Raw genomic sequence first — 24013 nt, 5'->3', positions numbered from 1 at the left:
AAGACAGTAATTATTAAAGACAGTAATTATTAAAGACAGTGATTATTGAGGGGGGAGCATACTGAATGAGGGATTATGAATTACAAATTGTGCAATTGCGCACAAACGAATAATACATGGTTTAATTTTATGGGTCAGAAATATTTTTTCATTCCTTAAGGGGGTGTCCCTCAAGGTTTGTAGAAAATATAAGGTTTGCAGAAAATATATAGTAAAGCATTACAGAAAAGCTTATGACAGAAGAAAAAAAACAGGACATCTATCGTGATACCGTGTTTTTGCCAAAAACCGGTTTTCCCATGCGGGGTAATCTGCCCAACAGGGAGCCTGAAATTCTAAAAATGTGGCAGGCTATGCGGTTGGATGAGAAGCTTAAGGCTCAAGCGGCAGGCCGTCCTGTTTTTACTCTGCATGATGGGCCCCCCTATGCGAATGGTCATCTTCATATTGGGCATGCATTAAACAAGATTATGAAAGATGTGGTAAACCGTGCCCATCGTATGTCGGGTGAGGGTATCTATTACGTTCCAGGGTGGGATTGTCATGGCTTGCCGATTGAATGGCGCGTGGAAGAAGAATACCGCAAAGCCGGAAAAAACAAGGATTCCATTCCTGTTCTTCAGTTCCGTCAGGAATGTAGGGAATATGCCCAGAAATGGCTGGATACCCAGAAAGAAGAATTTAAAAGGTTGGGTGTTCAGGCTCAGTGGGACGAGCGCTATGCAACTATGGATTTCTCTTCAGAGGCCGCTATTGTCAACGAAATTGGGAAATTTTTGCTGAATGGTTCCCTCTATCGTGGTTTGCGTCCTGTGATGTGGAGCCCTGTGGAAAAAACGGCTCTCGCAGAGGCAGAAATTGAATACCACGACCATACCTCAACGGCAATTTTTGTGGCTTTCCCTATCATAACAGACCCCACCCCTTCTGGTGCTCTGGAAGAGGTCTCCGCCGTGATATGGACAACCACTCCGTGGACAATTCCAGCCAATAGGGCATTGGCCTATGGACCAGATATTACCTACGCTGTTTTGCGGGTTGATGCCGTGAATGAAAGTGCAACTCTTCCTGTTGGAGGAAAGATCCTGTTGGCTGAAGAGCGTATCTCTGCCTTTGCTGAAGAAGCGGGGATCCTCTCTCATCATGTGCTCTATACCATGCCAGGGCTAGCCCTTAAAGGGGCTGTTGCAGCCCATCCCTTGCGGGGTCAAGGCTATGATTACGATGTGCCGATGCTCGGTGGTGAGTTTGTTACGACCGATGCGGGTACTGGCCTTGTGCATATGGCCCCTGCTCACGGGGAGGAAGATTTTATCCTGTGCCGGGAGCATGGGGTAGAGATTGATGAGCTGGTGATGGATGATGGGCGATATGTGGATTGGCTGCCCCTTTTTGCCGGGGTTCACGTATTTAAAGCTGCAGATCCGGTTTGTGCTGCCCTGCTCGATGCAATGATGGCGAGTGAGGAGAAGGGGCTGCCGCCAGCAGGGCTGGTGGGGCGTAATACAATTGTGCATTCCTACCCGCATTCATGGCGCTCTCGTGCTCCTGTTATCTTTAGGGCGACCCCGCAATGGTTTATTGCCATGGATGGAAAAGGCCGTTTGCGCCAAAAAGCCCTTAAGGTTTTGGAGAATGTGGCATTTGTTCCCTCCCAGGGAAGAAGACGGCTGACTTCCATGGTTGAAGACAGGCCAGATTGGTGTATTAGCCGCCAGCGCGCCTGGGGTGTTCCTATTGCGGTTTTCGTGGAGAAAAAAACAGGGGAAGTCCTAAGAGACAAAGCCGTTATGGAACGTATTGTGGAAGCTTTCCGTCAGGAAGGTGCCGATGCCTGGTATAGCTCTCCTCCAGAGCGTTTCTTAGGCAATAATTACTCTGCAGAGGCATTTGAACAGGTGTTTGACATTGTCGATGTCTGGTTTGAAAGTGGTTCTACTCATGCTTTTGTTTTAGATGGCAAAGAACGGCATTTTCCTGCTGATTTATACTTGGAAGGATCAGATCAGCACCGTGGTTGGTTTCAGTCTTCCTTGCTTGAGAGTGTTGGAACACGAGGAGAAGCGCCCTATAAATGTATTGTCACAAATGGGTTTGTACTTGATGAACAAGGGCGCAAAATGTCCAAATCCCTAGGGAATGTCGTTTCCCCGCAGGATGTTAACCAGACTTATGGCGCCGATATCCTCAGACTTTGGGTTATGAACTCCGATACGCGTGAGGATTTGCGCATAGGAAAAGAAATCCTTAAACAGCAAGGTGAGCTTTATCGGCGTTTACGCAATACGTTACGCTGGTTGTTAGGGGCGCTAGAGGGGTTTGAAGAGGCAGAAAAAGTTGAGTATAATGCTTTACCAGAGCTTGAAAAATGGGTTTTAACGCGCTTGGCTGAATTATCGGCCCAGCTTGCCCATGCCGTCTCTACCCATGAGTGGATTGGGGTTTATCCGGCTTTTCATGGTTTTTGTACAACCGATCTTTCCGCATTTTATTTTGATATCCGAAAAGACAGTATTTATTGTGATGCCAAGGATAACCTTACTCGCAGGGCTGCGCGCACGGTTTTGGATATTCTCCACCGCACGTTAACCGTCTGGCTTGCTCCCGTTTTAGTATTTACCGCAGAAGAAGCATGGATGGCGCGTTTTGGTGAGGGGCAGAGTGTTCATATGGAAGAATTCCCTGTCATGCCTTTGGAATGGTTGAATACCCCTTTAAGTGAAAAATGGGGTACAGTACGCCATATCCGTAAAGCCATAACAGCAGAGATAGAAAATGCACGTCAGAGTGGGCTTATCGGGTCATCTTTGCAGGCTGAGGTAATGCTGACTTTTTCGGAGAAAGAGGCTGCTCTTTTTGCTGGCTATGATTGGGCCGAACTTGCAATTGTATCGAAGGTGGAGATCGTTGTTGATCCTCAATCGGGCTCTCTTTATTGTGAGGAGGGGAGCTCAGATCTGCCGATCCATCAAGGCCCCATCGTGAAGGCTGCCAAGGGCTATAAATGTGTGCGGTGCTGGCGTGTGCTAGAAGAAGTTGGCCAGAACGTCCAACATCCGGAGCTGTGCTTGCGTTGTGCCACTGTGGTGGAAACATTATGATTCAGCATGCTGCTGTGGGTTGCAATCCCTCAAACCCGTATATTATTGAGCTGGAAATGAACAGCAGTGCAGAAGACAATGCACCTGTAGTCTGTGTTTCAAAAACAACATAGGGGAAACAAAATAATCACCATGCAAGACCCACAAGTAGAGACATTGCCTCAGGATTCTTCCCTTTCTTTTTCCTTGAAAAGGGTAAGGTATGCCGGTTTTGCTTTGCTGTTGCTGGTTTTATTGGTTGATCAGGCTAGTAAATATTGGGTTTTAGAGCTCTTTCATTTGCCAGAAAAGGTTAGTGTTCTTGTGTTTCCGGGGTTTCGGCTTTCCATGGTCTGGAATAAAGCCATAACCTTTGGCCTTTTTGGGCGGGTGGGAATTTATGGGCCCGTCATTTTTGGATTATTGTCTTCTATTATTGTTGTGATTTTGCTGGTATGGATGTTAAGGACACAAAGCAGAATGAATATCCTCGTCGTAGGGGCTATTGCGGGGGGAGCTATTGGAAATATAATAGATAGGGTCCGGTTTGGCGCCGTGGTGGATTTTATTCACCTCTATGCTTATGGCTGGTCTTGGTATGTTTTTAATATTGCTGATTCTGCCATTGTCTGTGGTGTGATCGTATTGCTGGTGAACAGTTTGTTTTTTTCAGCCCTGGCGCCAGTGCGGAAATAAGGAGAAAGCAGGAAAATGAACAAGGAAAGTTCGCTTATCATCGGTCAAAAAGGTAGGGCTTCCATGTTATTGGGCCGTAATGCCGGTAAACCTGTTTTTCCTCTTTTGGCTGTTGTGGCAGGTGGCCTGTTGCTGGCGGGTTGCTCAGGAAAAGATTTGACACGGGCCTTTGGTATAGAGCGTTCAGCCCCTGATGAATATACCATTACAACCCGTGCTCCTCTTTCTATGCCCCCTTCCGATGACTTACAAGCACCCCGTGAAGGGGCTTTACGCCCTCAGGATGAAAGCCCCCGGCTGCAAGCTCTTGAGACGCTCTCTCCAAATGTTGCGATTGAAGGAGCCAATGGAGCGGAAAGCTCTGGCCAGCAAGCTCTTGTTGGGCAGGCGAACATGGCCTCCACTGCCCGCCCTGCCCAGGAGTTTGGCCAGGCTGACCATAGCTTTGTTAACGAGGTTATGTTCTGGAATGGAAACCGGGAAGGTTCTGTTGTCGATGGTGAGGCAGAAAATGAACGTTTAAAGAGGAACTCTGCTTTGGGGAAAAGTCCGTTAGATGGAGCAACCCCTACCCAGAAAGATGATGATTCTTCTGGTTTTCTCGACGTCTTTTAGCTAAGCTGCTCATGCGGAGATGGCAGCAATAGTGCTGTTATGAAAGAAAGTCCTATAGAATTGAAGAAGGGGTCTTTCTGCTTTGAAAAATACGGCGATAGAGAGTGGCTCCCCAAGGGTTAGCAGGCCTGTAAGACGGTTAAGTGAAGGGCAGGTTAACCGTATTGCTGCCGGTGAGGTTATAGAACGGCCAGCCGCTGTTGTAAAAGAGCTGGTAGAAAATGCGCTCGATGCAGGTGCACAGCATATAGCGGTTTCCTTGCTGAATGGCGGAATGGATTTTATAGAAGTTATTGACGATGGTAGCGGGATGGGGCCAGAGGATTTAGCCCTGGCCATAGAGCGACATTGCACTTCTAAACTTGAAGATGACACACTTGTAAAAATTTCCACTCTTGGATTTCGGGGGGAAGCTCTTCCCTCCATTGGTGCAGCGGCACGGTTGGCCATTACCTCTAGAACATCCAATTCCAATTCAGCTTGGAAAATTGAGGTTGCTGGAGGAGAGACAAAGCCATTAAAGCCGGCAGCAGGCCAAGTGGGAACGCAAGTTGTCGTAGAAAATCTTTTTTTTTCTACTCCAGCAAGACGGAAATTCTTAAAATCTGCCAGGGTTGAAACCTCTCATGCGGGAAAGGTGATAGAACGTCTGGCATTGGCGGCGCCGGATGTTTCATTTTCCTTTACTGTGGATGGGAAAGAAGTGTTTTCACTTCCTGCTCAAGACCGTCTTGCCCGGATCAAGGCGCTTTTTTCTGAAGCGTCTGACTACGAGTTGCTTAAAGTCGAAGGCCAGAAGGAAACTGGCTTAGAGTTGTTTGGCTTTGTGTCCCCTCCTGGGTTACATCGTGCCAATGGGCAGGCTCAGTGTATTATTGTTAATAACCGTCCGGTAACGGACATGGTATTAAAAACGGCTTTACGGGTAGCGTATCAACCCGTACTGGAGAAAGGTCGTTATCCGGTAGCCGTTCTTTATTTGCACGTACCTCCAGAGCAGGTTGATGTGAATGTTCACCCGGCCAAAACCGAAGTAAGATTTTCCGATGAAAGCCTTGTAAAGTCGTTGATCATTGGGTCAATTCGTCGGGTATTGGATGTAGGGGCAGGAGAGACTGCAGGAGTCTCTGCGTTTATGTTTCAGTCCAAAAGGGTCTCTTCCCACATGATTACTCCTCCTTCTACGTCTGGGAATGCAAGACTTAGTAATGTAAGCGAGTGGGCTCATGCTCCTTTGTTGATGAGGGAGCCTGCCAGTATTTACGGGCAAAAAGGCGCGCCCGGGCAACATTCGCTGGAGCAGGAGTACTACAAACCTCGCTCAGGAATTCCTGATAGTGGGGGAGAAAACCCACAGAATGAGGCCGAAGGGTCTTCTTCATCCTACCAGAAAGAAGACAGTCTTTCTGGGCAGGAGGATGCGCCTTTGGGTTATGCGATTGCTCAGATTATGGAAACCTATATCATTGCCGTCAATGGAATGGGGGAGATGATTTTGGTTGATCAGCATGCCGCTCATGAACGCCTTACCCATGAAAAACTCAAGACTCAGCTGCTTTCTTCGGGGCAGGTGAATGCTCAACGTTTATTGGTGCCAGACGTTATCAATCTTTCGAATGCAGAGATGAGGGTTTTGGTTGAGTTTCAGCAGGTTCTTTTGCGTTTGGGGGTTGAGATAGAGGCGTTTGGAGGCAATGCTATTTTGGTAAGGGCTGTGCCGGTGTTATTGGCCGGAGGAGATACACAAAGTCTGATGCGCGATATCGCTGCGGAGCTTTTGGAGAATCCAGAACTTGATCTGACGGATTCTGGGGTTTTGCTGGGGCGTATGGAAGAGGTTATTGCGAGTATGGCCTGTCACGGTAGTATCCGGGCAGGCAGGCCTCTAAAATATGAAGAAATGAACGCCCTTCTGCGGCAAATGGAGCAAACACCACGAGCGGGTACGTGTTCTCATGGGCGACCGACTTGGGTAAAAATTACAAAAAAAGATATGGAAAAGATCTTTGGTAGGCAGTAACCTATAGCCCATTTGATTATAAAGGCGTAAAAGGTCTACTACATTGTATTGAATATTTGGTCTGATTAATCAGACCCTTCTGGCAAATATGGCCAGGTTATGAATAGTTTAAATAAATTAACTGAATGAGAGTGTTGTGCATACATTCCTGTTACCGCTTATAACGTATCTTCCGCTTCTTGGGGTTTTCTTGTTGGCTGTTATACATGGAAACGATTCCCTTTCAGAGCGGTTTTTTAGGTGGACTGCCCTGTGGGTCAGTTTACTGGTGTTTGGCCTTTCTGTTATTTTATGGACAGAGTTTGATGCCACCAATACAGGATATCAGTTTACTCTCCGTCTTAATTGGCTTTCAGGGTATGGTATTTCGTATCATACAGGGGTGGATGGGATCAGCCTGTTCTTCATTTTGTTAACGACTTTTATTACCCCCTTGGCTATTGTTTCTTCCTGGCACCTTATTTCGACACGGGTAAAGGAGTTCATGATTGCTGTTCTCCTGCTGGAAACCTGCCTTGTCGGACTGTTTTCCGCCTTAGATCTTTTGGTATTTTATGTTTTTTACGAAGCCACGCTTATCCCTTCCAGTATTATGATCGGTGTATGGGGCGGTCCAAAGCGTTTGCTTGCATCTTTACAGTTTTTTATTTTTACATTCGCCAGTTCCCTTTTTATGATGGTAGCTATCCTTGCCATATGGAATCAGGCAGGGACAACAGATATTCCCATTCTTATGCATGTTGCCTTTTCGCCTGCTATGCAGGGATGGTTGATGTTGGGCTTTATGATTGCCTTTGCCACTAAACTACCTTTGTTTCCGCTCCATGCATGGTTGCCTGATGCCTATGCGGAATCTCCCTCTTCTGCAACAGCTCTGATTTCTGGGGTTATGTCGAAAACAGCAGCTTATGGTATGCTGAGGTTTGTGGTGATGATGCTTCCAGATGCCGCTTATCAGTATGGTATTGTGGTTATGGTTTTGGGGGTTATCGTTGTTGTGTATGCGGCAATTATTGCTTTCGCCCAAACCGATATGAAAAGGGTTATTGCCTATTCCTCATTTTCTCATATGGGAATTATAGCCATTGGTCTTTTTTCATTTACTCCAGAAGGGATAGATGGAGCAATTTTCCAAATGCTGTCTCATGGTGTGGTCATAGCAGCGCTTTTCTTTTCACTTGCACTGTTGGCATTTAGGACTGGTACCCGTGATATGGCTGCCCTAGGTGGTGTTGCAGCAAAAATGCCGGTTTTTTCCCTTTTGATGATGGTTTTTATGATGGCCAATGTGGGGTTACCGGGAACGAGTGCTTTTATAGGTGAATTGTTGGTTATTGTTGGCGTTCTCCATGTTTCTTTCTGGATTGCCCTCCTTGGTGGTTCGAGCATGATTTTAGGGGCAATCTATATGTTGGTTCTCTACCGCCGGGTTATTTTTGATAATCCTGCGGCCAAATGGGGAGAGTCCTTCTCAAAGAAAGTTGTTTCCTTAAAGGATCTTTCTGGTGGGGAGCTTGCTGCTTTGGTTCCTCTGGCAGCGGTTATTTTGTGGATGGGTATTTATCCCAGTAGTTTTATTCGTGTTTTTGACCCAGCTGTTATGGCAATTGCCCATGTACAAACAGGTACAAACCTTAACCAGACAGCCTATTCTAAAAAGGGGCAACTTCCCGTGAAACAAGCATTCCTAGAGGATAAAGGTTATTTTTCTTCAAGAGGGGATCATAGGCAGAAATAAAAATTAGTTATTTTAAAATAATAATAATATTTTTGGCCACTACTTTCTTTTGTAGTGGCTTTTTTATTTGTTTAGATCAAATATTACTTTTTGAAAAACAGATTTTTATTAATAAAGCTTTGTGTTTTACGTATAATTTTATATGATAAGGAGGTATAATTGAATATGGGCTTAATACAGAAGATACTATTATTTTAAGCCTTTTAATTTTTAATAGACATTTTTAGTCCAGAAATTTTAGACCTGTCTAAGGAGTATTCATGTGCAAAAAAAAAACAGTATTTTTTCCTTTTGCTGTGGGAATTGCAATAATGATAGGGGTATTTTCAGCCCATGCGATGACAGACTTGGAGATTGGTATGGTGGGGCACCCTCAGCTTGTGCAGAAAATGTATAAATACAAATGTGAAGGGAAAAATCTTGATGCTGATGAGAGTTTACCGCAAGAGGTTTTTAAAGTGAACTATGTGCGTGTAGCTGATAATAGCTTAGCCGTTTTACCGATAAAAAACCAGAATCGTATTTTTACAACGGTAACAGCTCCTAAGGGGAAGAAATACGTTTCTGGAGATTTTGTATGGTGGCAACAGCCAGATAAAAAAACGGTTTTATTTCAGGGGGTCACCGAAGACGGTAAGATCGTTGCCGTTTGCCGCCAAGTTGATAATTAAAGAGTCGATAATTAAAGATAAGAGAGAATTTATAAAAATTTCTGATGAAAAGCCCCAAAGCCCCATAGAGGCTAGAGAGCCATAATTGCTATGATATGCCGTAATTAAATATCAAGACGATCAAATGAATCAGCGTGTTCTTGGATAAACTGAAATCTCAATTCCGGTTTTTTTCCCATGAGTTGATCAACACGAGCTTGAGTATTTGCATCGTCTTCCACCACAACTTTAAGAAGTATCCGTGTTTGTGGGGCCATGGTGGTATTTTTTAAGTCTATAGCGGGCATTTCACCAAGCCCTTTGAAGCGCGAAACCTCAATTTTTGCCCCATTTTTAAATTCGGTTTTTATTTTTTTGTCTTTATCCTCATCGCTCATGGCGTAGAGGATTTTATTTTTTTGTGAAAGTCGGTAAAGAGGGGGTTGGGCCAGATAAATATGGCCGTGATAGATAAGCTCTGGAAGCTCCCTATAAAAGAACGTCATCAGAAGGGAAGCAATATGGGCACCATCTACATCAGCGTCTGTCATGATGATGATCCGGTGGTACCGTAGGTTTTCAATTTTAAAGTGTGAACCAATCCCACATCCTAAAGCTTCTACCAGGTCTTGAAGCTCCTGGTTGGCTTTAAGTTTTTCTGGTGTTGCGCTGGCTACGTTAAGAATTTTTCCCCTTAAAGGTAATATGGCTTGTGTTTCTCTGTTTCGCGCCTGTTTGGCAGACCCTCCGGCAGAATCTCCCTCCACAAGGAAAATTTCCGTTTTAGCAGGGTGCTCAGAGGTACAATCGGTTAATTTTCCTGGTAATCTTAAGCGTTTTGTAGCATTTTTTCGGGGAATTAATTTCTGATCACGGGCTTTAAGCCGTTCTTCTGTACGATCCAGAATAAAAGCAAGAATCTGGTCGGCCTGCTGGGGGTTTTGCGTAAGGTAATGATCGCACTGGTCTCTAACGGCCTGCTCTATAACGCGTGTGATTTCAGGAGATGAAAGTTTCTCTTTCGTTTGTCCTTGAAATTGTGGCTCGGGAATAAAAACAGAAAGTTTAACCGCACTACATCCAAAAATATCATCAGCCGTGATGGAAGAAGCTTTTTTCTGATTTCGTTGCTCACCCCATGCCCTAAAACCTTTCACCAAAGCGGATTTAAAGCCGTTTTCGTGTGTCCCCCCTAATGGAGTGGGAATGGTATTGCAAAATGAGGAAAAGGATGAAGAGGGTTCAGCCAACCAGGCAACGGCCCATTCTGCTTTTGCCGAAGGCGCAAGAGAGGTTAAGGCCGAATCTTCTGCCCAAAGATCAGAAATAAGAAGGTCTTTGTTATCTTGTTGGAGTTCATCCCGCAGGCTATCGACAAGACCACCCGGGAAATGCAAGGTTGCTTGTAAGGGGATATCCGTATCGTTTCCCAAGGCACTGATATGGCATTGCCACTCTATGGTGACCCCTTTAAAGAGAAAGGCTTTTGATCGACATAAGCGATAAAGACGTTTTGCCGAAAAGTGTAATTTATTAAAAATAGTAGAATCGGGGGTAAACTCAATTTTGCTGCCGTGTTTAGCCTTGGCAACGGAGGTAAATTGAGGCTTACTTACTGGCTGCCCCTTTTCGTAGGATTGCCTGGCGCGTGTCCCTGAGCGAAAGACCTCTACTTCTAGATGTGAGGAGAGCGCATTCACAACGGAAAGCCCTACACCGTGCAGACCACCTGAGGTAGCATAGTTTTTTCCGGAAAACTTTCCTCCTGAATGCAAGGTCGTAAGGATGACTTCCAATGCGGTAAGGTCTGGAAATTTTGGATGGGGGTCAATAGGGATTCCTCGCCCGTTATCTTCAACAGAGATGCAGGTGGGAGAGTGCAGAGTAACCCGAATGGAGCTAGCGTGGCCTGCAACGACTTCATCCATGGCATTATCAAGAATTTCAGAGGCAAGGTGATGATAGGCGTTTTCATCGGTGCCTCCAATATACATGCCAGGCCTTTTGCGAACAGGTTCCAACCCCTCGAGGACTTCAATATCGGCAGCCGTATAGCTTTGTGTTGGCGTTTTTTTTGGAGGAGGGGAAGAAAAAAGATCGTTCATGGCAAGGTGCTTGATTTTATAAAACGAGGGTTTAGACCCATTGGCGAGGGGAAGGTCGTGCTTTAAAGGCCATCAAAAATTTTAAAAGCTATCAAAAAATGTTTACATTCAGAGGGGTATCTTTATGCGAAGCTTGTATCCTATGTCCTATTCCACCAATATGCGCATGAGATACGATTTAGTTGACAAAGGCAAAAGCAAAGAATGACAGCTGATAGCATCAATACACTAAAAGCCAGAAAGTTTAACTCTCTGGCCTTTAAGGGGGGATGCCAAATAGGAGGGGTGTCATCCAGGAAGAAGGATTAGGCCTTACGGGCACGGGTAGAGTGTTTGCGAACACGGTGATGTTTGCTGCTGCTTGAGGAACTGGAAGTGGGCGCTTCACAGATTTCATAAGAAATTGGCTGAACAATGTTTTTGGCTTCAGCATAGTTTGAGAGGTCTTCAGCTGTTTCAAGAGCTGCAACTTCATCAAACATGCTGGTGCGTTGAAGGCAGAAAATAGTGCCGGACTTCAGTCCTTCAGCTGACTGCACATTGGCAAGTTGGGTGATGTAGTCATCATGCTGGGTTTTAGCACGACGCCCATAAGTTTTGCGGAAGTAGTTATCTAGGGTGTTTTCCTCGGCAGAGAGAAATGAGCGGAACTTGGCAACAAAAGCGTTGTACTTATCCTGAGCGTTGCAGGTTAGTGCGGTAACCATAAGCTCGCTTTTAAGGCCTTGAACCTGAAAGGCTTCCTTGGCTGGAGCTGGCTTGCATTGGCTGGCAGCCATGGCCCCACTGTTAAGAAGGCCAGCGGTAGCAAGGCCAGCTAAAGCAAAACGTTTAATAGACAACCCCATAGTATTTCCTCCGTTATTTGGTGCCAGTGTTTATGGATTCCAAAATTAACATTATAGATCAAGTATGGGCAATAACTGCTTAATATTGCGTAAATTATTGCCTTAAAATATTCAATCGATTTTAAAATTGTTTATATTAGCTGTTCAATCTTTATGCCAGTAAAAAACAGGCTCTTTCCATTATTTTTTTTATAAAGGCAAAATATAACTCTCTTCTTAGAAGATAAGAAAACGGCAGAATTTTGGTTTATAAAATCATTTATTGAGTTACCGCTTTTCTTTATGTTTGTGTCGTAAAAAACACTCTTTTCTTATGACGGTATATGCATTACATCTAATATATCGAAATATAAGGGGTGCGTCTTACTCACCGCTCTTTGTTGCTGTACTGCTTGTTATTAAGGCAGTTTACTATAAAGACCTATTGATAACTCTTTTTCAGAATGGAGCAAATACGTTGAAATTATGGGGACCACTTTTTTTGGCCAGCGTGGGTGTAGTGCTTGCCGGATGTAACCAAGAACCCAGTATGAATGCAATTGTTGGCCCAGGCAATCCTTATGGGAATACCATGAAGCTGTCTGCTCTCTGTCAGGTGAGCCCTGTAAAGCAAGATGCCAGCGGTGCCATGTCGGTTGATATGACTGTAAGAAGTGATGATGGATACTGTGCTATCCCCTTGCAGAATAATGGCAAAGCTTATGCATCCTTCGGGGTAAGCCCAACTCCTGAACATGGTAAGGTTTTTATTTATAATTTTAGCGACCAAACCAATATTACTTACACACCGACGACAGCTTATGCCGGATCCGATCATTTTACTGTAAATCTTATAGAAGGCCCTGGTAAACCTAGAACTAAAATTGCGGTGAATGTTACTGCCGATGCCACAGGGGTATCTTTACCAAAGGCTACACCAGCAGCAACTTCGGCCACATCAACTTCCAGCGTAAGAAAAAAATCATCGCGTAAGCATGTTACTCACCGTGTGCATTCTAAATCCAAGAAAAAATAGCTCTTCTGGCCAAAGGTTGAGATAGCCTTGCAGGCAGAAAGAAAAAAGGCAACTAAAAGGAAGGAACTACTTTTGGTTGCCTTATTTTATTGAGTGGACTCAACCCCATGTAGGTCGTAGTTCCATGATATATGTCTTCTCTTTTGGGGAAGTGCACCGATTTTTGGTACGGTGGGTTTAAGGTGCTGTTTTCTGGTACGGTTGATTTTGTGCCGGTTTATCCTCGACAGGTTGCGTTGCAGATCCTCTCTTTAGGGGCTAAGGGAATTGTGCTGGTTCATAATCATCCAGGGGTGACCCCACCCCTTCGAAGGAGGATGACGCCTTAACGTGTCGTATGCGTAAAATCTGTATCCTATTAGGGTGTGAGCTCAAAGATCATATGATTATCAGCCGCAGTGGCTGGGTCAGCATGGCTCAAAGTGGAATGTTGTAAAGGTTGTATGACCCAACTCCACGCTTCACAATATTATGGGTCTTTACAGATTTCATATCAGAAGGACTATGAGGAGTCATCAATCCGTATAATCTTCTATGGTTATGTGCCGATAGGGCAAGGGTTTTTTATGAGTAGAGCTAAGTATATTGAGCTGCTTGTTGGATAGCCGCTATAGGGTATTTGCTATAAGCGGGGTGTCTATTTATTGCTCTGGAAAAAGCATATTTGCCTGCAGTTTACACAATTTTTTATAGATTGGTAGTAATAAAAAAATGGAGAACTGGTGAAAGGAGGGTGAATGGCATACTTAGATGGAAAAGGTGATTGGCTCACTAATAGGTCTTACTAAGCCTTCCTGGCTGGCTTTTTTAAGCAAGTCGCCCAATGTTACATTTTTAATATGTTTTTGTAATGTGGTCTCCATCCCTTGCCAGAAAGGAATAACAACCTGCTGAAAGAGTGGTTCATCTGTATGGATTTTTTCGTGCGTATCATCGGCCATAACCGCTTCAAATATTTCTGTTAAAAAAATATCCCGTGCTGGGCGAGGTAAGCTATATCCCCCTTTGGGACCACGCGTGCTATCGAGTAATTGGGCCCGGGAGAGGGTTTGTAACAAAGGTTCAATCCCTCGGCGTGCTAGGTTTGCTCGTTGAGCGATATCAGGGGCACTCACGGTGCTACTGCTTCCAGCATAAAAGGCAACATCCAACATTATCAGGACAGATAGCATCATTCTATCACGTCGCAAAAGCATGCTTGCCTCTCACAGTAAGGAAAAATAAACTAATGTTGGAGAATATATTAAATAACAATTAATTTCTGTTATACTAGCATATATAGGGTCTTATTTCTATGTTTTTTTATGTATTATTAGATTGTCTAAAAAGGTATAGGGTTTTTTAGCAAGATGCAAACCATGGATGTCAATAGCATTCGTTGGGTTGGGATGTTAAATTGAGGTCTTTCATGTTAGGATTTTTAGCGTTTTTTTGATTGAAGGAGTCATCATGACTGGGTCTTCCCCCGATAATCGTTTTGGTTTTGCCCCTCCCCGAGGGAAAATATATAATTCAATTCTAGAAACAGTGGGCGGCACTCCGCTTGTTGCTCTTCCGCATTTAACCAAGGAAGAGAACCTCAAGGCCAAACTGCTGGTTAAGCTAGAGTTTTTTAATCCCTTGGCATCTGTAAAAGACCGTATTGCGGTGGCGATGGTTTTAGATGCTGAGGAGAAAGGGCTTATTCACCCAGGAAAATCAGTCATTGTTGAGCCAACTTCTGGCAATACAGGGATTGGATTGTCATTTGTAGCGGCTGCCAGAGGGTATAGGATTATTGTTGTTATGCCGGATGGGGCCTCTATCGAGCGTAGAAAAATGATGCGCTTGCTCGATGCTCAACTTGAGCTCACTCCAGGTAAGCTTGGCATGTCTGGTGCGATAGCCCGTGCAAAGGAAATCATGGCTCAAACGCCCAATTCATGGATGCCGAAACAATTTGAAAATCCTGTGAATGTGGATGTTCATGAAGAGACAACGGCCCGAGAGATCTGGGAAGATACAAAGGGAGCTGTTGATATTGTTGTAGCAGGAATTGGCACAGGGGGAACAGCAACCGGTATTGCCAAAGGGTTACGTCCTCGTAAAAGCGATATCCGTATTTATGGGATAGAGCCGGCAGAAAGTTCCGTATTAAATGGAGAGGCTGCCGGGCCGCATGGTATTCAAGGCATTGGGGCAGGTTTTAAGCCCGTTATTTTGGATACTTCGCTATTGGATGGGGTTCTGCGTGTTTCTGAACGTGAAGCCCTTGCCGCTTCGCGTCGGTGTGCGAGACTAGAAGGAATTCCAGTGGGAATCTCCTCAGGTGCTGCTATCCATGCAGCCATTGATCTGGCAAAGAAAGAGGATAACGCTGGGAAGACAATCGTTGCTATTATACCTTCCTTTGCTGAGCGATATTTATCGACCCCTCTCTTTACCGGTCTAGGTTAAATTAGTTAAAAAATGGGATGATAACCATAAAAAAGCCATCCTCGAGGATGGCTTTTTTATATAGAAAACAAGCTCAAATCTATCGGAAGAGAATTTCAACGCGCCTATTTTGGGCTTCACGGGTATTAGGGCCTGTTTGTACAAGCGGGTGGGTATCCCCATAACCTCTTACTTCAATGGTGCTGGCTGGAACACCATTTTTAATAAGCTCTATTTTAACAGCTTGAGCACGCCGGCGTGAGAGCTGCATGTTATAGGTTTTCCCCCGTTCTCCTGGGTGGGCCGCAGAATTATCCGTATAGCCATTAACCTCTATACGGGTGTTTTGCACATAGCTTGAGGCCTTTGCAGCTTCAACCACAATTTGTCGAGCGCGAGGAGTAAGAACAGCCTTGTCCCAATCAAAAAACACCAGGTAAGAGCGGCTATGAGCGGGAGCCGGTGGTGGTGGCATGTCAGGTAGAGGGGGTGGAGGAGGGGGAGCAGGATTAAATTCGTAACGCAGTCCCAACATAAGGGAATGATTAAAATATGTTGAGTTATCACGGTTTCCTTGGGCTACTTGATACCCTCTGGAGTAACCAGGTCCCTCAGTTCCGGTAGAGGTTGCAGAATGCCCAAGCGGGCCAAGCATTGTCCAAAAGCGATATTCTGTTGTTGCGGAAAGCCCAACGACCCAAGGAATAGGAAATGAAAGCCCAAACATGCCCTGATAGGCAAAGTTACCAACCGTGCCTCCAAATTGCTGATGGAATTGTTGAGGATTAGGTGCAGTGACATGCCCGCGTAGAGCCGACCAGCCATAACCGATACCAGCACCAAAATAGGGGTACATCCAGTTTTGGCCAATATCCATATCAAAGAAGGCATTCGCCATAATACCGTATGTTTGCCGTCTTCCGCCAGCACTGGCAGGAAATTGGGAGGTAACAAATTTATGCAGGTTGTTGTTGCGGTAGTCTCCTTCAACCTCAACTCTAAAACCATTGCCGAGGCCATAACCAATGCTTCCCAAGCCTGTAACACCGGTATCGTAACGATCACGGCCAGAAGGGAAATGCGGCGAAATCCTAACCCGCTGATCCTGGTTAAAGCTAGCCCCGCCAGATCCGGCAATATAGAGGCTTTCAACAGGCTGGGCTATGGATGGATCTGAAATGAGCAGAGCGCCTAACGCGAGTGGAGCTGATAGGAGAGATCCACATGGTAATCCAAACCGCAGCTTCATTGTATGAACTTCCCTTCCAAAAGCGTCGTGTAGTTTCTGGTATTTTCTTCCATGCATGTAAGGGCATGGTATAGAGTCGGCCAGATATGGGTGATGCAACAAATAACAATTGTGGTATTTTTTTTGCAGAAAGAATGCATTAAGAGCAATCCTTTAATATGGTAATAGCCTTCATAGTGCCAGATAAAAACAAACCTATAAATTTTATGTTGTAAATTTACAACTATTTAGGGATCGTAATTTGGGGGTTTATATGCGAGGCAGGGTTATGGGAGAATATGGTTAAAGTATATTGGCTTCAAAAGGGGGAGAAAAACTATCGCTTTTGCATTCAATAACCCAGAGGTCAGGATCTCTTTTCCTTTGTTTTTCTATAAAAAATTTCGTGTCTTCTTCGGCTAAAGGCTCTGGCCCAGAAATATAAAACCAGGCTTGTTCACCTTCCGTGTTACGAGTTTGTCCGAGAATACGGTAAAGTTGCTGAGAGTTGTATAGTAAAACCAAAATACTCCCCGCATCGTCATCTCCTTTGGTGATGAGCATGGGCCATGCATTGGCAAGTTCTGCCTGTCGGATAATGGCTTGGGCAAGAATATGGGTTTTAAGCTTTGGCATGGTTTAATTTGCTGCGCTCTCTGGTATGCTTAAAAGAGCAGCCTTATAAGCTGTGGGGTTCTTGATGAGGTTTTGGGCAACGGTAATATCAAGGTCAGTACCTATGGCTGCTGGGCAGTTTTTCCGGATTTCCAGAATACGTGATACAGCAATGGGATAACGAGCAGAGCGGGACTCTTCTAGGGCTTCATGGTTTACGGTCTGCCCATTTTCTAGGGTTGTCATTTGCTTTTGAGTCGTGTTTTCCCCTTTGCTGGTGCAGACTTGTGGAATAACCCCTAGCCCTTGCAAAGGCCAACCCAAGGGGGCAATGACCCGGCTCCAGGTTACAAAGAGCTCACCCCCATCTGGCAGTTGAGCAATCGTTTGTACCAGCCCCTTGCCAAGAGTAACACTGCCAACAACCACAGCACGATGATGGTCAGCCAGTGCAGCAGAGAGGATTTCGGCAGCACTGGCTGTGCGACCATCAACAAGGACAATGATTGGGACATTATTTGTAATATCCCCCCCTTGAACAGCCCAGATGTGGTTGGCTTGTTCGTCTCTTCCTTGGGTAATAGCTGCGACACCATGGTTAAGAATAAGGGCCGAGGTGGTGATGGCTTGCTGTAATACGCCGCCTCTATTGCCGCGGAGATCAAATATAATCCCTTTAACGGGGCTTTCTTGCAAGATTTGATCGAGATACTGGCTAACTTCCTGGGCTGTATCAGCGGAGAAAGAATGAATACGAAGCACAAGAATTTTCTCAGATAAAAAGGCAAAAACCGTCTCTGGGGGGATAAGGGCCAGTTTGAGGGTCAGGGTCTGGTTTTTTCTTTCCCCAGGTGTGCTAACGGTTAAGGTTATAGGGGTATTTTCGCTTCCCTGGAGCCAGGCATTAAGAGTACTTAAAGGCTTATGGCTGGTGGAATGGCCGTTTATGGAAAGGATTCTTTGCCCAATGGAAAGACCAGCTGCCCAGGCTGGGCCATTGGTGTTAAGGGCAGTAATAATGACATTGTGCGATTGAAGGCCAATGGTGATTCCTGCTGTAGCAGTTTCACCAATGCGTTTTTCCCGATCTTCGCTGGCAGAAGTTGGTGGGATATAACGGGAATAAGGGTCAATATGGTTAAAAAGCTCACTAAAAAAGCTTTCCAATAGGCTGTTGGATCCTGAAGAGCGAATAAGGGTTGAGGTCTCCCAAGCTTTATTCATAACCTTTCCGATGATCTCTGACCATCCCTTGATATCTTCTTCAGAAGGCATGGGGAAGGTTAAAAGCGGCACTTGGGCAGATTTGAAAATAAGGGTTCCTGGTTGCTGGGAAAAGGAAAATGAAGAATCAAGGGCCATAATACCATTCATTCCCCATAAGCTAAGCTGTTTTATAGTGTAGGGGTCAAGGGTTCTTGGCTGGAGGAAGGTTAAGGCCGTATTGATAACCGTTCCAGTCATATCAGCATTGAAATGAGATGAGCTTTTCCCAGTTCCAAACGTCCCAGCCCCATAGGCTGGAACCCAAAGAAGATTCAAGCAGGCCAAATAAAGCAGACATCGGACTTTGGACCATAAAAAGTGGGTTGAGCAATAAGGAAGAGCAGTTTTTATGCCCTTCTTTCTTGATAATCCTCGTGTTGCCAGGGGTGTTGTCAGGGGTGTCGCCAAGGATGCTGCCAGAGATATTGCCTTTGGCAAATAAGATTTTTTTCTGTTTTTACTGCTGTTTTTACTACTGTTTTTACTACTGGCAGAACATTTTTTTCTATGGGCCGTTTGATTGGCATAGGGGCGTTTGGCCATTCGGTCTAAAAAGGGCACATGCTCCATATAGGTTCTGATTTTTTGGGTAAAAAAGCGCAGCTGCTTCTCTAAGGATATCACACTCATGTCCTTAAGGCTTTACCAGCTGGAGAAACAGGCACCCATTGCATTACGGAAGAGCATAGAGGAGTCTTTAAATAGATTTTTAGGAAGAAGCTCTTACGGTTACCCCTAATAAAATGACGGTCTACAAAAAACAAAAAAGTAATAAGGGGGAGAAACCTGAACATATGATACCGTACTTAGTTATTGGGCCTTTATCCACAGGCAGAGTCTCTAGCCGGTGGCGCACAGGTTTATGGAGCAGCTTATCTTAAGTATTAGGATTTCCTGTCCCTTACGAAATTGACTGATAAGAAGATAGGAAGTTCTTTTGGGTAGAGGAGGGAATCTCCCCAAAAAATACTTTTAAAAACCGCTTAACCTGCCAAGAAAAACCTCTTGCCATCGATATTAAGAAAGTGTTGGCAATATATCAATTATCATTTTTTTGTATTTTTTTACTCTTCTTTGGCTCATTTTTACTCTCCGCTGTGGTAGTAGCCTTTTTACGGCCTTTTTGTGCGGTTTTTTTCAGGAGTGGTTTTCCTTTTTCATTCAGCAGAACCAAGGCTTCTTCGAGGGTTACATCCTCAAGAGCCTGTGTTCGTTGCATATTTGCCACAGTTTTCCCGTGCTGGACATACGGCCCAAACCGGCCTTTCCGGGCTATAACCTGTTCACCATCATCGGGGTGAAGGCCCAGGACTCGGATCGTGGAGAGCTTTTTGGCTAAGACATCTACCGCCCTGTTAAGGCCAATACTCAACACATCTTCATCTTTATCGAGGGAGGCAAAGATACTTCCCATTTTTACATAAGGGCCAAATCGGCCTAAACCGGCTTCAATCGGCTCTTTGGTTTCCGGATGAGGGCCTATAATTCTTGGAAGGCTTAATAATCCGAGTGCTTGGTCAAGGGTTACAGTCTCTGCAGTGGTGCCTTTAGGAAGGGTGGCCCGTTTTGGCTTTTTCTTTTTATCGTTAGGATCAGTCTCACCTTTTTGGATATAAATTCCATAAGGGCCGCGTCGAAGGGTAATTTCCTCGTTGCTGGTAGGGTCGTACCCCAGCAGCTGATACCCTTCCTTAAGGGTATCAGCGTCCTCACCATTATTGGTTTCGATAGCGAGTTTTCGTGTATATTGGCATTCAGGATAATTAGAACATCCAATAAAAGCCCCATGGCGGCTTAGTTTTAGCCCTAATCTGCCAGTATGGCAGGCCAAACACTGTCGTGGATCGTGCCCATCGGCTGTGGGGGGAAAGAAATGATGCCCAAGTGTTTGATCCAATGTATCAATAACATCGGAAATTTTCAGATCTTTGGTCTGGTCTATGGCGTAGGAAAAATCCGTCCAAAAAGCCTGCATAACGTCATGCCAATCGGCCCTGCTGCCGGAAATATCATCAAGCTCTTCTTCCAGATTGGCAGTAAATTGAATATCTACATAGCGTTTAAAAAAGGCCATAAGAAAGGCTGTTACCAGTCTTCCTCTATCTTCAGGAACAAAGCGTTTTTGCTCCAGGCGTACATAGTTCCTATCTCTTAAGACCGTAAGGATAGAAGCATAGGTTGAGGGCCTGCCAATGCCGATTTCTTCCATTTTTTTAACAAGCGAGGCCTCAGAAAACCGAGGAGGGGGCTGGGTAAAATGCTGTTCGGTTTTAATGTCTTCTGTTTTGGTAATATCCCCTTGTTGAAGGGGCGGAAGAAGACGGCTATTTTCATCATCTTTATCGGATTCTGTTGGGTCATCCTGTCCTTCCCTGTAGAGTTTTAGATAGCCATCAAACGCAAGGGTAGACCCATTGGCCCGTAAAGTGGTTTTATTCTGGCGGTCACCGAGCTCAACAACCACTTGATCCAGTTCTGCCGACTGCATTTGGCTGGCAAGGGCCCGTTTCCAGATTAGCTCATAAAGGCGGAATTGCTCGGCAGTCAGGAATGGTTCTATTTCTGTAGGGAGACGTTTGATTTCTGTGGGGCGAATGGCCTCATGGGCTTCTTGGGCATTTTTAGAGCGGCTGGAATAGAGGCGGGGTTTGGCAGGCAGATAGGCCTTACCAATTTCTTTTTCAATGTGGGTACGGATCGCTTCAATGGCCTCTCCTGCCATTTGTACCCCATCTGTACGCATATAGGTAATAAGCCCTGTGGTTTCTCCGCCCAAGGTAATTCCTTCATAAAGCTGCTGGGCGGTACGCATGGTGGTTTGAGCACTCATGCCAAGCTTGCGTGAGGCCTCTTGCTGAAGGGTTGATGTGGTAAAAGGGGCTGGGGGGTTACGGTGGGTTTTCTTTTTTTCGACCGACAAAACCTGAAGGGAGACATTTTCTATACTCTTTTTGGCCTCTGTGGCTTTTTGCTCCGTATTGAGGTCAAATTGGTCAAGCTTTTTGCCGTTAAGATGGGTAAGACGGGCAGAAAAGGGGGCATTGTCTCGGTTAAGGAGCTGGGCGGTTACCGTCCAATATTCACGTGGGGTAAAGCTTTCAATCTCCGCTTCCCGCTCGCAGATCAGCCTTAAGGCCACCGATTGCACGCGGCCGGCACTGCGCGAACCTGGCAGTTTACGCCATAAGACGGGAGAAAGGGTAAAACCAACAAGATAATCCAGCGCCCGGCGCGCCAGATAGGCATCAATAAGGGGCTGATCCAAATCTCTGGGGTGAGCCATGGCCGTTTTTATGGCATTTTTGGTAATTTCATTAAAAGTGACTCGTTTAACGTCAACCTCTTTAAGGTGGTTTTTTTCTTCCAGCATGGCCCGTACATGCCAGGAGATCGCTTCTCCCTCTCGGTCAGGGTCAGTAGCAAGATAAAGGGTTGAGGCAGATTTAAGGGCCTTGGCAATGGCATTTACCTGCTTTATTCCCCTTTCATCGGCTTCCCACAGCATGGAGAAATTGTTATTGGGGTCTACACTGCCATTGCGGGGGGGAAGGTCTCGTACATGTCCAAAAGAAGCAAGGACAGTATAATCACCACCAAGATATTTATTAATTGTTTTGGCCTTGGCTGGGGATTCAACAACAACAACATTGGCTGTAGCTGCTTGGCTTTTTGTTTTGGCAGGTGTTGTTTTTTTTGTAGGCATCCAATTATTCATCCTTGCAGTAAGATATAGCCTTCAGAGCGGAGTTCAATATGTCCGGCAAGTTCCAATTCAGCAAGAGCAATGTTTATGACGTGAGCAGGTTCCTGACATAAACGAATAAGCTCGTCGGTTGAAACGGGCGTAGTTGAAAGAAAAGAAAGTATAGCTTGCTGACATGAATTTAAAGACAAATTTCTTTTATCTTCTGATGAGCAGGTTGGCTCTTGCGTAGAAGCAGGAGAAGAGAGAGGAGGCCCTGCTTCGAAAGCAGGTTGATGTAGGTTCTTTTTGGGCGGGTTTGCGGGTGTTAAAGGGGAAGAAGTTTTGGGCAAGCGAGTCAACGGTGAGGAAAAAAGAGGGGGTGTTTGTTGTTTTTTATGGGGGCGGGAAGAAGGAGGGAAAGACAAAGACGATGCAGAACTTGCCAGCTCCCTTAAAACATCCTCAGCATTTTCTGTAAGGGTGGCTCCATCTCGTAGAAGAGCATTGGCCCCTGCACTACGAGGGTCTAGCGGAAAGCCGGGCACAGCAAAAATGGTTCTCTGATAATCAATACAGAGCTGGGCAGTAATCAGACTGCCAGATTTTATGGCAGCTTCCACAATAATACAGCCTAGGGAAAGACCTGCAATCAGTCGGTTTCGACGGGGAAAATGCTGGCTGAGTGGTGCTGTTCCCAAAGGGGCTTCGGTAATGAGTAAGCCTTTTTCTGCAATATCTTTTTGCATATTTTTATGTTCTGGCGGGTAGAAATAGTCCAACCCACCGGCCAGGGCTGCAATCGTTGCCTTATAATTCAGAGCAGCACGGTGGACTGCTCCATCAATACCGCGTGCTAGACCAGAAATAAGAACGAGTCCCTCCTTGGCAAGCTCATCCGCTAAAAGGGCGGCTAATTTTAAACCACCCGCTGAAGCGTTGCGTGCCCCAACAATACCAATAATTTTTTGATTAAGGAGCTCTTGATTGCCCAGGCAGGCAATAACAGGAGGCGGATCGCTGATCTCTGCCAAAAGGGGTGGATAATCCGGTTGACCAAGAAAAAGAAGAAATCCCCCCATCTGTTCAGTAAGGGTCATTTCTCGTTCCATATCCTGGACCTGCGGAATGGGAGGAGTGGGCCTTCCTGCCCGTTGAAGAAGGCTAGGCAACGCATGAAGGGCTTCCCTGGGTGTGGAAAACCGTTGCATCAGTTTACGATAGGTTTTAGGGCCAATTCCTTCTGTACGCGCCAGCTGTAAGCATGTAACCCTGTCGGTAGACCATGCAGAGGCGGAAGATAAGGGCATTGGCAAGGGATCCTTTAGTGTAACGAAAAATGGATAAGGGGTTCCTTCCCGTGAATAATACGTCGTATATTTTGTCGATGGCGAAGGAAGATGGTAAGGGTAATAAGGCATGTTGCCCAGAAAATGGGAGACGAATAAGCACTTTTATGAATAATATGCATTAAAACAGGAATACCCAAAAATGCTGCTAACGCCCCTACGGATGACATGCGCGAAAGCAGGGCGGCAACAAGCCATATAAGACAGGATAATATCCCCGTTGCAGGGGATAAAACAGCAATAACAGCAAGGCCTGTGGCTACTCCCTTCCCCCCTTTAAATTTTAACCACACGGGGAAACAATGCCCCCATACGACAAAAACCGCAGCAAGAGCCATGGCATAGGCTTCGGCGTTATCGGGGCTATCATGATTAATGACATGGCTGGATGCAGCAATTCCCCCTAGAATATGATGGCTGGCAATTGCACCCGCACTAAGAACAGCAAGGGCACCTTTTGCGGCATCCAATAGCAGGGTAAGGCCAGCAGCTCCTTTTTTACCGGTTCGTAACACATTGGTGGCCCCAATATTGCCAGAACTGACTTTGCGGATATCAATCCTGTAAAAAAGATAAGTAATAACAAGGCCAAAAGGTATGCTGCCCAGAATGTAGGCTTCGATGATAGTGACAAGAATTTGTTGGAGAGAAAGTGGAATATCAGAAAAAATCATATGGGTCGAGAAATTCT

Annotated in this window: 17 protein-coding genes and 1 pseudogene; 9 read left to right on the top strand and 9 right to left on the bottom strand. The window is 45.4% G+C overall.

The features are described from left to right. Window positions 1–233 precede the first annotated feature (233 nt). The 6 genes from ileS to JGUZn3_RS11630 all read left to right on the top strand — a co-directional run bounded on the left by ileS (window position 234) and on the right by JGUZn3_RS11630 (window position 8820). Window positions 234–3101, top strand: a complete 2868-nt coding sequence (gene ileS, locus JGUZn3_RS11655; protein ID WP_203413668.1) for an isoleucine--tRNA ligase — start codon at window positions 234–236, stop codon at window positions 3099–3101. A gap of 132 nt (window positions 3102–3233) precedes the next feature. Continuing rightward, complete coding sequence (gene lspA / locus JGUZn3_RS11650; protein WP_203413667.1) at window positions 3234–3776, top strand: signal peptidase II; 543 nt, start codon at window positions 3234–3236, stop codon at window positions 3774–3776. Window positions 3777–3839: 63 nt separating this feature from the next. Next, a complete protein-coding gene (locus JGUZn3_RS11645; RefSeq protein ID WP_203414927.1) occupies window positions 3840–4391 on the top strand; it encodes a DUF3035 domain-containing protein in 552 nt (183 codons plus the stop codon). 82 nt (window positions 4392–4473) lie between these two features. Next, window positions 4474–6411: a DNA mismatch repair endonuclease MutL gene (gene mutL, locus JGUZn3_RS11640; protein ID WP_203413666.1), complete on the top strand. Its 1938-nt coding sequence runs from the start codon at window positions 4474–4476 to the stop codon at window positions 6409–6411. 136 nt (window positions 6412–6547) lie between these two features. Then, window positions 6548–8149, top strand: a complete 1602-nt coding sequence (locus JGUZn3_RS11635; protein ID WP_203413665.1) for a complex I subunit 4 family protein — start codon at window positions 6548–6550, stop codon at window positions 8147–8149. 260 nt (window positions 8150–8409) lie between these two features. Next, entirely contained in the window at window positions 8410–8820 is a 411-nt protein-coding gene (locus JGUZn3_RS11630; protein WP_203413664.1) for an MliC family protein, read from the top strand. Between the two features lie 104 nt (window positions 8821–8924). Here JGUZn3_RS11630 and parE read toward each other — a convergent pair whose 3' ends face one another. Both parE and JGUZn3_RS11620 read right to left on the bottom strand, forming a co-directional pair. Continuing rightward, the gene (gene parE / locus JGUZn3_RS11625) at window positions 8925–10904 is read right to left on the bottom strand and encodes a DNA topoisomerase IV subunit B (RefSeq protein WP_203413663.1); all 1980 of its coding nucleotides are present in this window, start codon (window positions 10902–10904) and stop codon (window positions 8925–8927) included. A gap of 305 nt (window positions 10905–11209) precedes the next feature. After that, window positions 11210–11752: a hypothetical protein gene (locus JGUZn3_RS11620; protein ID WP_238996826.1), complete on the bottom strand. Its 543-nt coding sequence runs from the start codon at window positions 11750–11752 to the stop codon at window positions 11210–11212. A gap of 529 nt (window positions 11753–12281) precedes the next feature. On the opposite strand from JGUZn3_RS11620, the gene JGUZn3_RS11615 reads away from it, so the two are divergent. Both JGUZn3_RS11615 and JGUZn3_RS12975 read left to right on the top strand, forming a co-directional pair. Then, a complete protein-coding gene (locus tag JGUZn3_RS11615; RefSeq protein ID WP_238996825.1) occupies window positions 12282–12767 on the top strand; it encodes a hypothetical protein in 486 nt (161 codons plus the stop codon). A gap of 131 nt (window positions 12768–12898) precedes the next feature. Beyond that, window positions 12899–13203: pseudogene (locus JGUZn3_RS12975) on the top strand (JAB domain-containing protein). A 310-nt stretch (window positions 13204–13513) separates the two neighbouring features. Here JGUZn3_RS12975 and JGUZn3_RS11600 read toward each other — a convergent pair. Then, window positions 13514–13963 (bottom strand): RrF2 family transcriptional regulator, encoded by a 450-nt coding sequence (locus JGUZn3_RS11600; RefSeq protein ID WP_203413661.1) that lies wholly within the window; start codon window positions 13961–13963, stop codon window positions 13514–13516. 253 nt (window positions 13964–14216) lie between these two features. On the opposite strand from JGUZn3_RS11600, the gene cysK reads away from it, so the two are divergent. After that, on the top strand, window positions 14217–15203 hold the full coding sequence (gene cysK / locus JGUZn3_RS11595; protein WP_203413660.1) for a cysteine synthase A: 987 nt from the start codon (window positions 14217–14219) through the stop codon (window positions 15201–15203). A gap of 79 nt (window positions 15204–15282) precedes the next feature. Here the strand turns inward: cysK and JGUZn3_RS11590 are convergent, their stop codons facing one another. From JGUZn3_RS11590 to plsY, 6 genes are all read right to left on the bottom strand, one after another. After that, entirely contained in the window at window positions 15283–16431 is a 1149-nt protein-coding gene (locus JGUZn3_RS11590) for an OmpA family protein (protein ID WP_203413659.1), read from the bottom strand. Between the two features lie 282 nt (window positions 16432–16713). Continuing rightward, window positions 16714–17046: a DUF1491 family protein gene (locus JGUZn3_RS11585; protein ID WP_203413658.1), complete on the bottom strand. Its 333-nt coding sequence runs from the start codon at window positions 17044–17046 to the stop codon at window positions 16714–16716. A 3-nt stretch (window positions 17047–17049) separates the two neighbouring features. Further along, on the bottom strand, window positions 17050–18921 hold the full coding sequence (locus JGUZn3_RS11580; RefSeq protein ID WP_203413657.1) for a S41 family peptidase: 1872 nt from the start codon (window positions 18919–18921) through the stop codon (window positions 17050–17052). A gap of 409 nt (window positions 18922–19330) precedes the next feature. Continuing rightward, entirely contained in the window at window positions 19331–21994 is a 2664-nt protein-coding gene (gene topA, locus JGUZn3_RS11575) for a type I DNA topoisomerase (RefSeq protein WP_203413656.1), read from the bottom strand. Between the two features lie 8 nt (window positions 21995–22002). Further along, the gene (gene dprA, locus JGUZn3_RS11570) at window positions 22003–23283 is read right to left on the bottom strand and encodes a DNA-processing protein DprA (RefSeq protein WP_203413655.1); all 1281 of its coding nucleotides are present in this window, start codon (window positions 23281–23283) and stop codon (window positions 22003–22005) included. A gap of 14 nt (window positions 23284–23297) precedes the next feature. After that, window positions 23298–23996, bottom strand: a complete 699-nt coding sequence (plsY, locus tag JGUZn3_RS11565; RefSeq protein WP_203413654.1) for a glycerol-3-phosphate 1-O-acyltransferase PlsY — start codon at window positions 23994–23996, stop codon at window positions 23298–23300. Window positions 23997–24013 lie beyond the last annotated feature (17 nt).

It is taken from the genome of Entomobacter blattae, from assembly GCF_014672835.1.
In the GTDB taxonomy this organism is placed as follows: domain Bacteria; phylum Pseudomonadota; class Alphaproteobacteria; order Acetobacterales; family Acetobacteraceae; genus Entomobacter; species Entomobacter blattae.
Note: the sequence above shows the minus strand (reverse complement) of the source record. Positions and strands in the feature narration are given on the sequence as shown.

Coding starts and splice junctions, on each gene's coding strand:
- cysK (WP_203413660.1), top strand. CDS start 14,217: ATGACTGGGTCTTCCCCCGATAATCGTTTTGGTTTTGCCCCTCCCCGA.
- JGUZn3_RS11600 (WP_203413661.1), bottom strand. CDS start 13,963: ATGCTTTTGCGACGTGATAGAATGATGCTATCTGTCCTGATAATGTTG.
- JGUZn3_RS11645 (WP_203414927.1), top strand. CDS start 3,840: ATGTTATTGGGCCGTAATGCCGGTAAACCTGTTTTTCCTCTTTTGGCT.
- JGUZn3_RS11620 (WP_238996826.1), bottom strand. CDS start 11,752: ATGGGGTTGTCTATTAAACGTTTTGCTTTAGCTGGCCTTGCTACCGCT.
- plsY (WP_203413654.1), bottom strand. CDS start 23,996: ATGATTTTTTCTGATATTCCACTTTCTCTCCAACAAATTCTTGTCACT.
- topA (WP_203413656.1), bottom strand. CDS start 21,994: ATGCCTACAAAAAAAACAACACCTGCCAAAACAAAAAGCCAAGCAGCT.
- JGUZn3_RS11580 (WP_203413657.1), bottom strand. CDS start 18,921: ATGAGTGTGATATCCTTAGAGAAGCAGCTGCGCTTTTTTACCCAAAAA.
- ileS (WP_203413668.1), top strand. CDS start 234: ATGACAGAAGAAAAAAAACAGGACATCTATCGTGATACCGTGTTTTTG.
- JGUZn3_RS11585 (WP_203413658.1), bottom strand. CDS start 17,046: ATGCCAAAGCTTAAAACCCATATTCTTGCCCAAGCCATTATCCGACAG.
- parE (WP_203413663.1), bottom strand. CDS start 10,904: ATGAACGATCTTTTTTCTTCCCCTCCTCCAAAAAAAACGCCAACACAA.
- JGUZn3_RS11630 (WP_203413664.1), top strand. CDS start 8,410: ATGTGCAAAAAAAAAACAGTATTTTTTCCTTTTGCTGTGGGAATTGCA.
- JGUZn3_RS11615 (WP_238996825.1), top strand. CDS start 12,282: ATGAATGCAATTGTTGGCCCAGGCAATCCTTATGGGAATACCATGAAG.
- JGUZn3_RS11590 (WP_203413659.1), bottom strand. CDS start 16,431: ATGAAGCTGCGGTTTGGATTACCATGTGGATCTCTCCTATCAGCTCCA.
- lspA (WP_203413667.1), top strand. CDS start 3,234: ATGCAAGACCCACAAGTAGAGACATTGCCTCAGGATTCTTCCCTTTCT.
- dprA (WP_203413655.1), bottom strand. CDS start 23,283: ATGCCCTTATCTTCCGCCTCTGCATGGTCTACCGACAGGGTTACATGC.